The sequence below is a fragment of the Nocardioides sp. J54 genome (assembly GCF_000519005.1).
GTDB lineage: Bacteria > Actinomycetota > Actinomycetes > Propionibacteriales > Nocardioidaceae > Nocardioides.
Window position 1 is genome coordinate 1 of the sequence record NZ_JAER01000062.1, and the last position, 14,650, is coordinate 14,650.

At 73.1% G+C, this 14,650-nt stretch carries 10 protein-coding genes and 1 pseudogene; 5 read left to right on the forward strand and 6 right to left on the reverse strand.

From position 1 onward, the window contains the following. Nucleotides 1-566 precede the first annotated feature (566 nt). The 4 genes from NOCJ54_RS30105 to NOCJ54_RS0122020 form a co-directional block, all read right to left on the reverse strand. Complete coding sequence (locus NOCJ54_RS30105) at nt 567-1,172, reverse strand: transglycosylase SLT domain-containing protein (protein WP_051486274.1); 606 nt, start codon at nt 1,170-1,172, stop codon at nt 567-569. A 16-nt stretch (nt 1,173-1,188) separates the two neighbouring features. After that, the gene (locus NOCJ54_RS0122010) at nt 1,189-2,919 is read right to left on the reverse strand and encodes a DEAD/DEAH box helicase (protein ID WP_028657200.1); all 1,731 of its coding nucleotides are present in this window, start codon (nt 2,917-2,919) and stop codon (nt 1,189-1,191) included. A gap of 86 nt (nt 2,920-3,005) precedes the next feature. After that, nucleotides 3,006-4,859, reverse strand: coding sequence for a glutamine--fructose-6-phosphate transaminase (isomerizing) (glmS, locus tag NOCJ54_RS0122015; RefSeq protein ID WP_028657201.1), 1,854 nt, complete (start codon nt 4,857-4,859; stop codon nt 3,006-3,008). A 12-nt stretch (nt 4,860-4,871) separates the two neighbouring features. Next, nucleotides 4,872-5,135: a hypothetical protein gene (locus NOCJ54_RS0122020; protein WP_028657202.1), complete on the reverse strand. Its 264-nt coding sequence runs from the start codon at nt 5,133-5,135 to the stop codon at nt 4,872-4,874. A 210-nt stretch (nt 5,136-5,345) separates the two neighbouring features. Here NOCJ54_RS0122020 and NOCJ54_RS0122025 point away from each other — a divergent pair, with 210 nt between their 5' ends. The 3 genes from NOCJ54_RS0122025 (at nt 5,346) to NOCJ54_RS30110 (ending at nt 11,071) form a co-directional block, all read left to right on the forward strand. Beyond that, nucleotides 5,346-5,903, forward strand: a complete 558-nt coding sequence (locus tag NOCJ54_RS0122025; RefSeq protein ID WP_028657203.1) for a YceI family protein — start codon at nt 5,346-5,348, stop codon at nt 5,901-5,903. A gap of 201 nt (nt 5,904-6,104) precedes the next feature. Further along, complete coding sequence (locus tag NOCJ54_RS0122030) at nt 6,105-9,530, forward strand: pyruvate carboxylase (protein WP_028657204.1); 3,426 nt, start codon at nt 6,105-6,107, stop codon at nt 9,528-9,530. 446 nt (nt 9,531-9,976) lie between these two features. Next, on the forward strand, nt 9,977-11,071 hold the full coding sequence (locus NOCJ54_RS30110) for a serine/threonine-protein kinase (RefSeq protein ID WP_051486276.1): 1,095 nt from the start codon (nt 9,977-9,979) through the stop codon (nt 11,069-11,071). Nucleotides 11,072-11,076: 5 nt separating this feature from the next. Here the strand turns inward: NOCJ54_RS30110 and NOCJ54_RS0122040 are convergent, their stop codons facing one another. After that, on the reverse strand, nt 11,077-12,429 hold the full coding sequence (locus NOCJ54_RS0122040) for a hypothetical protein (RefSeq protein ID WP_028657205.1): 1,353 nt from the start codon (nt 12,427-12,429) through the stop codon (nt 11,077-11,079). Nucleotides 12,430-12,552: 123 nt separating this feature from the next. Between NOCJ54_RS0122040 and NOCJ54_RS27650 the strand changes: the two genes are divergently transcribed. Together NOCJ54_RS27650 and NOCJ54_RS0122050 are read left to right on the forward strand one after the other, a co-directional pair. Further along, nucleotides 12,553-13,149 (forward strand): SigE family RNA polymerase sigma factor, encoded by a 597-nt coding sequence (locus NOCJ54_RS27650; protein WP_084255611.1) that lies wholly within the window; start codon nt 12,553-12,555, stop codon nt 13,147-13,149. Then, the gene (locus NOCJ54_RS0122050) at nt 13,142-14,284 is read left to right on the forward strand and encodes a hypothetical protein (RefSeq protein WP_028657206.1); all 1,143 of its coding nucleotides are present in this window, start codon (nt 13,142-13,144) and stop codon (nt 14,282-14,284) included. Before NOCJ54_RS27650 ends, NOCJ54_RS0122050 begins: the two co-directional genes overlap by 8 nt. A gap of 103 nt (nt 14,285-14,387) precedes the next feature. On the opposite strand, the pseudogene NOCJ54_RS27655 reads toward NOCJ54_RS0122050, so the two are convergent. After that, nucleotides 14,388-14,650: pseudogene (locus NOCJ54_RS27655) on the reverse strand (hypothetical protein); the annotation flags it as partial.

Below are 14,650 nucleotides of genomic sequence, written 5' to 3' on the forward strand. Positions count from 1 at the left end.
GGCGGCGCGCTTGCCGGCACGGACTGCGTCCGCGCCGCGCTGCGCGGCCGCCGATTGGTCACAAACTGCAGGGAATCCCCCTCGGATCGTGCAGTCTCTGCCCAATCGAGGCGCGTCTCCGGTGGTTGAGGTGCGCGAGGCGAACCCGACCCGCACGCGGCCTGGCCATCCCAGCCCCGGTGGTTGAGGCGCGACGAGCGCCAGCGAGGAGCCTCGAAACCTCCGGGCCTGCCCGGCGGGCTGTGGTGGGCACAGTCCGCCCGCATCGCCCGGAGGTTTCGAGGCTCGGCGCTGGGGCGCCTCGCACCTCAACCACCGGGAGTAACGCTCGGACCACCTTCAGCGGTCTTGCCGCGAGGCGGAGCTTGGACCTACGGAAGCCAACCGCGGCGCGCTCGCGCCGTCAGCCAACGTGCCGGCGTACGCGGGACGGAGCCGGCCCGGAGCCGCAGGGAGCGAGGGACGAGCGACCGGAGGCGGAGGGAGGCGAGGTCGCGCGTGCCGGCAGTCTTGCCGCCAGGCGGAGGCAGGACCTACGGAAGCCAACAGCGCTCGCGCCATCCAGCTCAGTACCAGCCGACGCGCTCGCTGTGCGCCCACGCCTTCTGGGCGTTGCCGTACCTGGCGGCGATGTAGGCCAGGCCCCAGCGGATCTGGGTCTCGGGGTTGGTGCGCCAGTCGCCGCCGACGACGGCCATCTTGTTCGCGGGCAGTGACTGGGGGATGCCGTAGGCGCCGGAGCTGGGGTTCTCGGCGAGGTGGTTCCAGCCGGACTCGCGGTGCCACAGGGCGTCGAGGTAGGGCCACTGGTCCTCGGGGAAACCGAACTCCACCATCATCTGGAAGCCCAGGGCGCGGTTGGAGCCGCGGTCGACGTCGGCGGGCACCTGCACCTCGGGCAGGCGCTTGGCGATCCGCTCGGCACGGCGGGCGAGCTGGGCCATGATCGCGGCGGTGGGTACGTCGGCGCGGGCACCGGCGCGCGAGACCGGGGCCGGGTGCTCGGTCGCTGCCGTCGAGCTGGCCGCACCGGTCGGCCCGGCGGGCGACACGGGGTCGGTCGGGGACGCAGCGACGTCGGCCGCCGGGGGCGTCGTGGCGGCGCAGGCGGTCAGCAGCAGCGCGGCCGCCGCAGCTGCGGCGGACGCGCGCCGGCGCCGTCGACCCCCCATGGGAGTCGAGCGTAGGTCAGTCGCGCGGCTTGCGACCACGGTTCGGCGGACCGTAGTCCTTCGCGAGCTCGATGAGCTTGCCGCTGATCCGGGTGTTCTTGAGCCGCTCCCACTGCTCGTCGGTGAGCTTCGCGGGGAGCTCGACGATCGAGTAGTCCGGGCGGATCGTGATCTTGCCGAAGTCGCGGCGGTCGAGGCCGCCCTCGTTGGCGAGGGCGCCGACGATCTGGCGGGGCTCGACGCGGTGCCGCTTGCCGACCTGGATCTTGTAGGCCTGGTAGCCACCGCCGCCGCGCGGGCCGCGGTCACGACCGCCACGGGGACCGCGGTCGCCGCGGTCGTCGGCACCCCAGGAGTCGCGCTTGCGGTGGTCGTCGCGGTCGCGGTCGAAGCGCGGACGGCGCTCGGGCTCCGGCTCGGGCTCGAGCAGCAGCGGGGTGTCGCCCTGCATCACGATCGCCAGCGCAGCGGCGACGTCGACCTCGGGGACGTCGTTCTCCTTGATGTAGTGGCTGACCACGTCGCGGAAGAACTCGATGCGCGGCGACTCCAGGGCGGCGGTGATCTGGTCGTCGAAGCGGCTCAGGCGCGACTCGTTGATCGCGTCGACGCTCGGCAGCTGCATCTGCTCGAGGGTGGAGCGGGTGGCCCGCTCGATGTGCTTGAGGAGGTAGCGCTCGCGCGGGGTGATGAACGAGATCGCGTCACCGCTGCGGCCGGCGCGGCCGGTGCGACCGATCCGGTGGACGTAGGCCTCGGTGTCGGTCGGGATGTCGTAGTTGAAGACGTGGCTGATCCGGGGCACGTCGATGCCGCGGGCGGCGACGTCGGTGGCGACGAGGATGTCGAGCTTGCCGTCCTTGAGCTGGTTGACGGTGCGCTCGCGCTGGGCCTGCACGATGTCGCCGTTGATGGCGGCGGCGCTGTAGCCGCGGGCCCGTAGCTTCTCGGCGAGGGTCTCGGTCTCGTTCTTGGTGCGCACGAAGACGATCGCGCCCTCGAAGTTCTCGACCTCGAGGATGCGGGTCAGCGCGTCGACCTTCTGCGGGTAGCTCACCATCAGGTAGCGCTGGCGGATGTTCTCCGCGGTGCGGGTCTTGCGCTCGATGGAGATCTCCACCGGGTCCTTGAGGTAGGCCTGCGACAGCGCGCGGATCTGCTTCGGCATGGTGGCCGAGAACAGGGCAACCTGCTTGTCGTCCGGGGTGTCGGCGAGGATCGTCTCGACGTCCTCGGCAAAACCCATGTTGAGCATCTCGTCGGCCTCGTCGAGGACGAGGAAGCGGAGCTCGGTGAGGTCGAGGGTGCCCTTCTCGAGGTGGTCCATGATCCGGCCGGGCGTGCCGACGACGATGTCGACGCCGCGACGCAGCGCGGACAGCTGGACGCCGTAGCCCTGGCCGCCGTAGACGGGCAGCACGCTGACGCTGCGCATCTCGGCGGCGTACTTCTCGAACGCCTCGCACACCTGCAGGGCGAGCTCGCGGGTCGGCGCGAGCACCAGCGCCTGCGGCGTGCGCTGCGACATGTCGAGCTGGTCGAGGATGGGCAGCGCGAAGGCGGCGGTCTTGCCGGTGCCGGTCTGGGCGAGGCCCATCACGTCCCGACCCTCGAGCAGGTGGGGGATGGTCTGGGCCTGGATCGCGGACGGCGTCTCGTAGCCGACCGCGGTCAGCGCCTTCAGGATCCGGTCGCCGAGACCGAGGTCGGCAAAAGTCGTGGTCTCGTTCTCCGGGGTCTCACTCACCCGACAAGGGTAGTGCCGTGACCGATTTCACCAAGGATCCCCGGCGCGGTGCGCTGCATCACGCCTGAGCGGCGGGTAGCCGGCGGCTACTCGACGGTGACCGACTTGGCGAGGTTGCGGGGCTTGTCGATGTCGTGGCCCAGCGACAGCGCCGCGTGGTAGGCGAGCACCTGCAGCGGGATGGTGAGCAGGATCGGGTCGAGCTCGCGCTCGCTGCGGGGTACGTCGATGCGGCGGGCCGTGCGCTCGAGGTCGCCGAGGTCCACGCCGGCGTGGGTGACCACCGTGAGCGGGCCGCCGCGGGCCGCGATCTCGTGCAGGGCCGCGACGTTGCGCTCGACGAGCTCGTCGTCGGGGACGATCGCGACGGTCGGCACCTCCGGGGAGATCAGCGCCAGCGGGCCGTGCTTGAGCTCGCTGGTCTGGTAGGCCTCCGCGTGGCGGTAGCTGATCTCCTTGAACTTCTGGGCTCCCTCGCGGGCGACCGGGAAGCCGCGCACTCGGCCGACGAAGAAGAGGTTCTCGGCCCCGGCCAGCTCCCTGGCGACCTCCGCGAGCTCCTCCTCGCGACCGAGGACCTCCGCGACCTGCCCGGGGATGGCGTTGAGGCCGGCGATGAGCCGGCGCCCGTCGGAGATCGACAGGTCGCGGACCCGGCCGAGCTGGACGGCGAGCATCGCGAACGCGAGGAACATGTTGGTCAGCGCCTTGGTGGAGGCGACGGCGACCTCGGGGCCGGCGTGGAGGTAGATCCCGCCGTCGACCTCGCGGGCGATCGCGGAGCCGACCACGTTGACCAGGCCGATGACGAAGCCGCCCTTGCGCTGGATCTCCTGCACGGCGAGCAGGGTGTCGATGGTCTCGCCGGACTGGCTGACCGCGACGTAGAGCGTGTCCGGCTCGATGATCGGGTTGCGGTAGCGGAACTCGCTGGCCGCCTCGGCGTCCGCGGGGATCCGGGCCAGCTCCTCGATGAGCGCGGCGCCCATCTGGCCGACGTAGTAGGCCGAACCGCAACCGAGGATCTTGACCCGCTTGATCGCGCGCAGCTCGCGGGCGTCGAGGTTGAGGCCGCCGAGGTGGCCGGTGCCGAACTTCTCGTCGAGGCGGCCGCGCAGCACGGCCTCGGCGCGGGCGGGCTGCTCGAGCATCTCCTTGTGCATGAAGGAGTCGTGCTCGCCGGCGTCGTACGACGACGGGTCGATCTCCACCTCGCTGGCGCGCCGGTCGGTCGCGGCGAGCCCCACGTGGCCGGCCCCGTCGATGGTGCGGACCAGGTAGGTGCTGAACCCGTCCGCGGTCACCGTGGCCATCTCGCCGTCGGCGAGGTGGGCGACCGTCGTCGTGTAGCGGACGAGCGCGGCCAGGTCGGAGGCCACGTGCATCTCGTTCTTGCCGACGCCGATGATCAGCGGGCTGCCGTTGCGGGCGACGACGATGCGGTCGGGGAAGTCGGCGTGGGCCACCGCGATCCCGTAGGTGCCCTCGACCCGGGCGAGTGCCTCGGCGGTGCGCGCCTCGAGGGTGTCGGCGGTGGAGCGGGCGACGAGGTGGGCGAGCACCTCGGTGTCGGTGTCGGAGACGAGCTCGACGCCGGCGTCGGCGAGCTCGAGGCGCAGCGCCGCGGCGTTGTCGATGATCCCGTTGTGCACGACCGCGACCCGGCCGGACTCGTCGGTGTGCGGGTGCGCGTTCGCGTCGGTGGCCGGTCCGTGGGTCGCCCACCGGGTGTGGCCGATGCCGATCTTGCCGGTGAACCGCTTGGGCAGGCCGTCACCCAGGTCCCGCACCCGTCCCGCCTGCTTGGCGACCCGGACGCCGCTGGGCCCGAGCACGGCCAGGCCGGCCGAGTCGTAGCCGCGGTGCTCGAGCCGGGTCAGCCCCTCGAGCAGGAGCGGGGCCGCCTGCTGACCACCGATGTAGCCCACGATGCCGCACATGCCTGGTCTCCCTTATCCGTAGACGATCCGGCGCAGCTGGCGCTCGGAGAGGTCGGGCGCGGCCACCACGAGGCCGCGCAGCTCGGCGCGGAGCAGGGGAAAGATCTCGTCGTTCTTCCGCCCGTAGGTCTTCAGCTCCGCGTGCCGCCGCCGCACCCAGTCCTCGAGCGGCTCGTCGTGGAAGGACAGCACGTCCTCGACGAGCCGGCGCGCCTCCGCGGGGCTGAGACCGCTGGTCTCGGCCACGTGGCGGACGAGCCGCGGGTCGACATGCACCGCAGGATCGTGCTCCCCCATCGAGCCGGACATCAACTTCCTGCCCGAAATCGGGCAGGAACGCGCTGATTGCGCCCCTACGCGACAGGACAGGGGGCGCTCGCGGCCATTGTGACTCACGCCACAGTCGCTGGGGGAATGGTTGACGCGTCATCGACCGTTGAGGAGATCGTTGAGACTTCAACCAACCACCCCACAGGAGCACGCACCATGACCGAGACCACCACCGCCCTGACCGACATCTCCGGCGACTACACCCTCGACACCTCGCACAGCCGCCTGGGCTTCGTCGCCCGCCACGCGGTCGTCACCAAGGTCCGCGGCCAGTTCACCGACTGGAGCGCGACCGCCCACGTCGACACCGCCAACCCGGCCGCCTCGTCGGTCACCCTGACCATCAACCCCGCCAGCATCAGCACCGGCAGCGCCGACCGCGACGGCCACCTGCAGTCGGCCGACTTCTTCGACGTCGAGCAGTTCCCGGAGTGGAAGTTCGTCTCCACCGAGGTCAGCCGCGACGGCGACGAGTGGACCATCACCGGCGACCTCACCATCAAGGACGTCACCAAGCCGGTCACCATCGAGTTCGAGGAGAACGGCTCGGCCAAGGACCCGTTCGGCAACATCCGCGTGGGCTTCGAGGGCGACGTCACCATCAACCGCAAGGACTGGGGCCTGACCTGGAACGCCGCGCTCGAGACCGGCGGCGTCCTCGTCTCCGAGAAGATCAAGCTCGAGTTCGACATCTCGGCGATCAAGAACGCCTGATCCCACCCGTCGAGGCCGGCACCGCCGGCTCCGGGTACGACGCCCGGGTGGACCGCACGGTCCACCCGGGCGTCGGCGCATTGCAGCGTCGTTCGCACTGCGGACAACCCCTCTCACATCATGGACGAACCTGCGTAGCCTCGGGATCGCCCGGAGCACACCCCGCCCCCGGCCCCGCCCTTCCTCCACCGAGGAGCCCGCATGTTCAGCAAGGTCCTGGTCGCCAACCGCGGCGAGATCGCCATCCGCGCCTTCCGCGCCGCCTACGAGCTCGGTGCCCGCACCGTGGCCGTGTTCCCCTACGAGGACCGCGGCTCGGAGCACCGGCTGAAGGCGGACGAGGCCTACGAGATCGGCGAGCGGGGCCACCCGGTGCGGGCCTACCTCGACCCCGAGGCGATCGTGGCCACCGCCGTCGCCTGCGGTGCGGACGCGATCTACCCCGGCTACGGGTTCCTGTCGGAGAACCCCGCGCTGGCCGAGGCCTGCGCGGCGGCCGGCATCACCTTCGTCGGGCCGGACGCCTCGGTCCTCGAGCTCACCGGCAACAAGGCGCGCGCGATCGCCGCGGCCCGGGCCGCCGGCGTACCGACCCTGCAGAGCGTGGAGCCGTCGACCGACGTCGAGGCGCTGGTCGAGGCCGCCTCGGCGATCCCGGCGCCGCTCTTCGTCAAGGCCGTCGCGGGCGGCGGTGGTCGTGGCATGCGACGCGTCGACGACCCCGGCGCCGACGGTGCGCTGCTGCGCGAGGCGATCGAGACCTGCATGCGCGAGGCGGAGGCCGCCTTCGGCGACCCGACCGTCTTCATCGAGCAGGCCGTGGTCGACCCGCGGCACATCGAGGTCCAGGTGCTCGCTGACGGTACGGCCGGCCCCGGGTCCGAGGGCGGCGTCATCCACCTCTACGAGCGCGACTGCTCGGTGCAGCGACGCCACCAGAAGGTCGTCGAGATCGCGCCGGCGCCGAACCTCGACCCCGCGCTGCGCGACCGGATGTGCGCGGACGCGGTGCGCTTCGCCCGCGAGATCGGCTACAAGAACGCCGGCACCGTGGAGTTCCTGCTCGACCCGCACGGCAACTACGTCTTCATCGAGATGAACCCGCGCATCCAGGTCGAGCACACGGTGACCGAGGAGGTCACCGACGTCGACCTGGTGCAGTCCCAGCTGCGGATCGCGTCCGGCGAGACGCTCGCCGACCTCGGCCTCGTGCAGTCCGAGATCGTGCTGCGCGGCTCCGCGCTGCAGTGCCGGATCACCACCGAGGACCCGGCGAACGGCTTCCGCCCCGACACCGGCGTGATCACGACCTACCGCTCGCCGGGCGGCGCGGGCGTGCGCATCGACGGTGGCACGACCTACACCGGTGCCGAGGTGTCGGCGCACTTCGACTCGATGCTGGCCAAGCTCACCTGCCGCGGCCGCACCTTCGAGAAGGCTGCGGAGAAGGCCCGCCGCGCGGTCGCGGAGTTCCGCATCCGTGGCGTCTCCACGAACATCCCGTTCCTGCAGGCGGTCCTGGAGGACCCCGACTTCGTCGCCGGCGCGGTGACGACGTCGTTCATCGAGACCCACCCGCACCTGCTGCAGGCACGTGGCTCGGGCGACCGGGGCAGCAAGCTGCTCGCCTACCTGGCCGACGTCACCGTCAACAAGCCGCACGGCGAAGCCCGGGTCTCGGTGTCGCCCGCCAGCAAGCTGCCCGCGGTCGACACCTCCGCGCCGGTGCCCGACGGCTCCCGCCAGCGGCTGCTCGAGGTCGGGCCGGAGGCCTTCGCCGCCGAGCTGCGCTCGCGCACCGGGGTCGCGGTCACCGACACCACCTTCCGCGACGCCCACCAGTCGCTGCTCGCGACCCGCGTGCGCACCATCGACCTGCTCGGCGTCGCCGACCACGTCGCCCGGCTCACCCCGCAGCTGTGGTCGCTGGAGTGCTGGGGCGGCGCGACGTACGACGTCGCCCTGCGCTTCCTCGCCGAGGACCCGTGGGAGCGGCTGTCCGCGCTGCGCGCCGCGGTCCCGAACATCTGCCTGCAGATGCTGCTGCGCGGGCGCAACACGGTCGGCTACACGCCGTACCCCACCGCGGTCACGCAGGCCTTCGTCGAGGAGGCCGCCGCCACCGGCATCGACGTGTTCCGGATCTTCGACGCGCTCAACGACGTCGACCAGATGACCCCGGCAATCGAGGCGGTCCGTGCGACCGGGACGACCGTCGCCGAGGTCGCGCTCTGCTACACCGGCGACCTGTCCTCGCCGGACGAGAAGCTCTACACCCTCGACTACTACCTGCGCCTGGCCGAGAAGATCGTCGACGCCGGCGCGCACGTGCTCGCGATCAAGGACATGGCCGGCCTGTTGCGCGCGCCCGCCGCGCACACCCTGGTCACCGCCCTGCGCGAGCGCTTCGACCTGCCGGTGCACCTGCACACCCACGACACCCCCGGTGGCCAGCTCGCCACGCTGCTCGCGGCGATCGACGCCGGTGTGGACGCCGTCGACGCGGCCTGCGCCTCGATGTCGGGCACCACCTCGCAGCCGGCACTGTCCGCGCTGGTCGCGACGACCGACCACTCCCCGCGCGAGACCGGCCTCGACCTCGCGGCCGTCAACGCCCTGGAGCCCTACTGGGAGGCGACCCGGCGGCTCTACGCGCCGTTCGAGTCCGGCCTGCCCGCGCCCACCGGCCGCGTCTACACCCACGAGATCCCCGGCGGCCAGCTCTCCAACCTGCGCCAGCAGGCGATCGCGCTCGGCCTCGGCGAGAAGTTCGAGCAGGTCGAGGACATGTACGCCGCCGCGAACCGGATCCTCGGCAACGTGCCCAAGGTGACCCCGTCGTCGAAGGTGATCGGCGACCTGGCCCTGCACCTCGTCGCCGTCGGCGCGACCCCCGAGGCGTTCGAGGCCGACCCGGGCAAGTTCGACATCCCCGACTCCGTCATCGGCTTCCTCAACGGCGAGCTCGGCGACCCGCCGGGCGGCTGGCCCGAGCCGTTCCGCAGCAAGGCCCTCGCCGGACGGTCGTGGACCGCGCCCGAGCCGACCCTGGCGGCCGAGGACGAGGCGGCGCTCACCGGTGAGGACGGCGCCGCGCGCCGTCGTACCCTCAACCGGCTGCTGTTCCCCGCACCGACGAAGGCCTTCGAGGAGGCCCGCCAGTCGTACGGCGACCTCGCGGTCCTGCCGACGCGGGACTACCTCTACGGCCTCACCCACGGCGAGGAGCACGAGGTGCGGCTCGAGGAGGGCGTCACGCTGCTGCTCGGCCTCGAGGCGATCAGCGAGCCCGACGAGCGCGGCTTCCGGACCGTCATGTGCACCATCAACGGCCAGCTGCGCCCGGTGCCGACCCGCGACCGCTCCGTCTCGGCCGAGGCGCCGGCCGCCGAGAAGGCCGACCCCGGCCGGCCCGGCCACGTCGCCGCCCCGTTCCAGGGCGCGGTGACCCCGGTCGTCTCCGTCGGCGACACCGTCTCCGTCGGCGACACCGTCGCGACCATCGAGGCGATGAAGATGGAGGCCTCGATCACCGCTCCCGTCGACGGCGTCGTCAAGCGGATCGCGGTCGACGGCACCCAGCCCGTCGACGGCGGGGACCTGGTGCTGGAGATCGACGCGTCGTAGCCGGCACTGGTGCACCGGACTGTGCCCACCACGGTCCGCCCAGGAGGCCCGGAGGTTTCGAGGCTCGTCGCTGGCGCTCCTCGCACCTCAACCACCGGGGACGGCTCGTCGCTGGCGCTCCTCGCACCTCAACCACCNGGGACGGCTCGTCGCTGGCGCTCCTCGCACCTCAACCACCCGGGACGGCTCGTCGCTGGCGCTCCTCGCACCTCAACCACCGGGGACGGCTCGTCGCTGGCGCTCCTCGCACCTCAACCACCGGGAGCAGGTCGAAGCGAACCCAGGGCTTGCCGCCAGGCCAACGCCACCACCTACCGGAGCCAACCGCGCGCGCGGCAGCGCGGCGCCCGCGCCGAAGGCGCGTCGAGGGCAAGTGCGGGCCGAGCTTGCGAGGGCCTGCGCGCAGCCCTCGACAGGCGACGCGCTCGCGCGGATAGGGTCGAGGTATGGGTGAGGTCTTCGCGGGTCGCTACGAGCTGCTCGACCCGATCGCCGCCGGCGGCATGGGCACCGTGTGGCGGGTGCACGACCGCACGGCCGGCGACGTCAAGGCCGCGAAGGTGCTGCGCCAGGCCGACGCCGCGATGCTGCTGCGCTTCGTGCGCGAGCAGTCGGTGCGCATCGACCACACCCACGTGGTGACGCCGCAGTCGTGGGCGGGCGTGGACGACCGCGTGCTGTTCACGATGCCGCTGGTGCGCGGCGGCTCGGTCTCCGGGCTGATGAAGCGCAACGGCGGCACGCTGCCGCCCCGCTGGATCGCGGTGCTGACCGACCAGACCCTGCAGGCGCTGGAGGCGGTGCACGCGGCCGGCATCGTCCACCGCGACATCAAGCCGGGCAACCTGCTGCTGGAGCCGACCGGGTCCGGGCGCCCGCACCTGCGGCTGACCGACTTCGGCATCGCCGTCCCGAGCGACGAGCCACGGCTGACCCACGTCGCGATGGTGATCGGGACGCCCGGCTACATGCCGCCCGAGCAGTACCACGGGGCGGACCCGCACCCGAGCGCCGACGTCTACGCGCTCGGCATCGTGGTGCTCGAGATGCTGACCGGCCGGCGGCCGCCGGGCGACGGCGCGCCCGGACCGGTCGACGTCACGACGTTGCGCACCGGCGACCCCGAGCACGACGCCGTCCTCGACGTGGTGGCCGCCGCGACGGCGTACGACGCCTCCCAGCGCCCGACCGCCGCCGGGCTGCGCACCCACCCGGCCCTGCAGTCGCTGGTGGCCCGCTGGGACGACCCGGCGCTGGCCGACGACCTCACCGTGCCGGAGGAGTACGCCGACACCGTGGACCTCCCGCCGACCGGCCTCGCCACGGCCCCGCACCCGCCGCCCCCGCCGAGCGTCGCGGCGACCGCGCGGATGGGCACGTCGGTGCTGCCGCCACCGCCCCCGCCGTCGGCCACCGCGCAGCCGACGCGTCCGGACGTCCCCACGCCCCAGGGGCAGGGACGGGCGCCCGTCGACGCGTGGGTGCTGCTCGGTGCGGGCGTGCTCGGCCTGCTGGTCGCGCTCTTCCTGCTGCTGGGCTAGGCCGCTCAGCGGCGGGCGCGCAGGCGGACCACGCCGGCGCCCAGGCAGGCTAGGCTCGCCGCGGCGAGCCCCAGCCCGGCCCAGCGGCGGGTGCTGAACCAGCCGTCGCCGCCGATGGGGTTGCCCGACGCGACGGCGGAGAAGGTCTCCTCGGCGACGAGGAAGGGCTCCTCGGGGGAGTAGCCCTCGACCTGGGTGCCCTCGTCGGGCGAGGTCACCACACCCGGGTACGACGGCGCGCCGGCCGGCTCCCCGGTGACGGCCACCGTCAGCTCGACCGGGACGTCGAGCGCCTCGAGGTCCGAGGACTCGTCCAGCGGGCCGACCGACACCGCGACCCAGTGGTCGCCGGGGACCACGGGCAGGTCGTCGTCGAAACGGTTGCGGTAGCGCAGCGGGTTGGTGCCGGCGACGATGTCGAGCGCCTCGTCGTGGTGGTACTGCCCCTCGGCGGAGCCCTCCCCGTCGTCGTCCTTCAGCGCGAAGACGGCGCGCCGCGGGTCGACCAGCCGCACCCGGACAGGGATCCCGGAGTAGCGGCCCTCGAAGTCCGCCTCGTCGGCAGCGGGTGCGGTGACCCGCGCGACGAGCTGCTGGCCCCAGTCCAGGCCGACGCGCCACAGCTGCTCCTCACCCTGCGCCAGGGTGGTGCTGACGGTGGTGCCGTCGGCGCTCGCGTCGAGCTCGGGGGCGTCGTCGAAGGACGCGGCGCCGGGCAGGTCCTCGGCGTCGCCGGCGTCGGGGACGGCGTAGTCGACCGCCTCGGCCGGCTCCGGGAGCGAGGCGGCGTCGCCGACCCGGGCCTCCTCGACGACCTTGATCGCGATCGGCATCGGGGCGGTGACACTGCTCGAGCCGCGGCTGACCTCGATGCGCAGGGTGGCCGAGCTCTGGCACGGCGGTCGGTCGGTCGCGTCGGCGCTGGCCTGACCGACGCTGACCGCGGCGCCGAGCACGGACTGCGGGATGCCGTAGGTGATCGAGTCGTCGTCGGACTCGCACGAGGAGAAGCTGCCGTCCTCGTCGACGTACCCGACGTCCACCCGGACGGCGTCGGAGTCGGTGGAGGGCGGGGAGCCGACGACGCCGACGTGGACCGTGCTGTCGCGCAGCCGCCGGTCGTAGGTGAAGTGGTGGGTGTTCTGCGCGTCCGACCCGCCGAGCGAGTCGGACCACAGGCCGGGCTCGAGCACGGTCGGCTCGGCCGGGTTCGTGCTCCCGGTGCCGTCGTCGAGCGGGGCGCCGCCGACGTCGACCCCGCCCGGCGCGGCGAGCGCGGGAGCGGCGTACCCCGTCGTCACGGCGAGCCACGCCAGGCAGCAGGCGCCGGCGAGGACGGCAGGGACGGGTCGGCTCACGGGCGGCAGCCTATCCACGAGGAGGTACGACGAATCCTGCGACGGGACCCAACCCGACGGGGCAGCTGCGCGTCCTGACCACTGCACGCGCCCCCGCCGGGGGCCACAGGGAAGGATCGCTCCATGCCGTTCACCGCACCTCGCGGGCCGACCGACGAGGAGTTCGTCGAGCTCGTCCATGCTGCGTGGCCGTCGCTCTACCGCACGGCGGTGCTGCTCGTCCGCGAGCACGCCCTCGCCGAGGACCTCGTGCAGACCGCGCTGGCGAGGACCTACAGCCACTGGCACCGGATCCGTGACACGGGCGCCGCGCAGGCCTACGCCCGCCGGGCGATGGTCAACGCGACGACCAGCATGTTCCGGCGACGGTCGTTCCGCTCCGAGCGGCCGACGGGGCAGATGCCCGAGCCGCCCGCGCGCGAGCCGGACCCCGCCGAGCGGCTCGACGTGCTGGCGGCGCTCGCGCAGCTCCCGCCGCGCCAGCGTGCGGTGGTCGTCCTGCGCTTCTACGAGGACCTCTCCGTCGCCGAGACCGCGCAGGCCCTCGGGATCAGCGACGGGACCGTGAAGAGCCAGACCTCCGACGCGTTGCGCCGGCTGCGCTCCTTGCTCGGCGACGCCGTCGACCTGCCCGGCGACCGTCCCACCACCACCACCGCCCGCTCCGGCGGCTCCAGCAGCAGCCGCAGCACCGCCACCCCGGGAGGACACCATGGCTGAGCAGCTCTCCGACCTTCTGCACGGGTGCGCCGACACCGTCGACGTGCCCCACCCCGACGCCACGGCCATCGCTGCCCGCGGCCGCACGATGCGGACCCGCCGGCGTGCGGGCACCGTCGTCGCCGCGGCACTCGTTGTCGGCGCGCTCGGCCTCGGTGGCGTCGTCCTCGGCAACGCCCTCGACGGTGAGGCCCGCAGCTCGCAGGTCGCCCAGCGGGGCGAGGAGGACCCGGGTTCCGCCGCCGCGGACGAGTACGCCGAGCGCTCGGCGTGGTCGGCCGGCAGCGGGGTCACGATCGGCACGACCACCGTCGACCTCGGCTCGCCGGTCGCCCACCTGGCCCAGACGTCCTCGGGCGTCGTCGCCCGCCTCTTCCAGGGCGACGCCGGCAACTCGTTCGTCCTGGTGCGGCCCGACGGCGCCACGGTCGAGCTCGGGATCCCCTCCTCCGTCGTGCACGTCGAGGGCGACCTCGCCCACCCGCGCGTCGCGTGGCTCGAGGTCGAGGGCGAGACCATGGTCGCGCACGTCTGGGACGTCGACGAGGACCGCGAGGTCGGCCGGGCCTCCCAGCCCGCGCAGGAGCCCGGCGGCCTGTCGGGCCTGCTGGGCGGCGAGGCGATCCCGGTGCCCCGCCTCGACGGCGACGACGTCTACTTCAGCGTCGACAACGACGTCCACTTCCGCGTCGACTGGGCGAACGGCGGGGCCACCGCGCTGCCGTACGCCGTGCACTCCGTCCACGACGGCATCGCCACCGCGCTGGACGACGCGGGCGCCGAGGACGGCGAGTGGCTCGTGTACGACGTCGACGCCGACCGCGTGCTGCGCCGGCTCGGCAGCGACAGCATCGACGCCGTGGTCTCGCCGGACGGGCGGCAGGTGCTGACCCTGGGCCAGACCGACGAGGGCAGCGCGATCGGCGCGCTGGTGCCGGTCGCGGGCGGAGACCCGGTCCCGCTGGCGGGGGTCGGCCTGGTCTCGACCTGGGCCCACGACGGCCACGTCGTCTCGCTGGACGGGGAGACGTCGGCGCTGGTGCGGTGCGACGCCGCCGGGACGTGCGAGCGCGAGCAGGTCACCGCGCCGGACCGCGCCCAGGTCCTGCTCGCCGACCAGCTGGTGGTCGGCTGACGGCACCGGGCACGACAGCGGCCCCGCACGGATCTCGTGCGGGGCCGCTGCTGCGTGACCCTGGCGCCCCGGGGTGCGGGGTGCCGTCAGCCCGGGTGGCGGCTCAGGCCTCGGTCGGGCCGGCCTCGTCGTCGACACCGTCGTCGGCACCGTCGTCGGCACCGTCGTCGGCACCGTCGTCGGCACCGTCGTCGGCACCGTCGTCGGCACCGTCGTCGACCACGTCGGCCTCGGGGCCGTCGGCGAGGATGCCGTAGAGGCTGCGGCGGGCCTCGACGAGGACGTCGACTGCGGCCCGGCGCTGGCTGTCGGAGCCCGCGGTGACGATCTGCCACACGGCGCTCATGACCTGGCCGATCTCGGCCT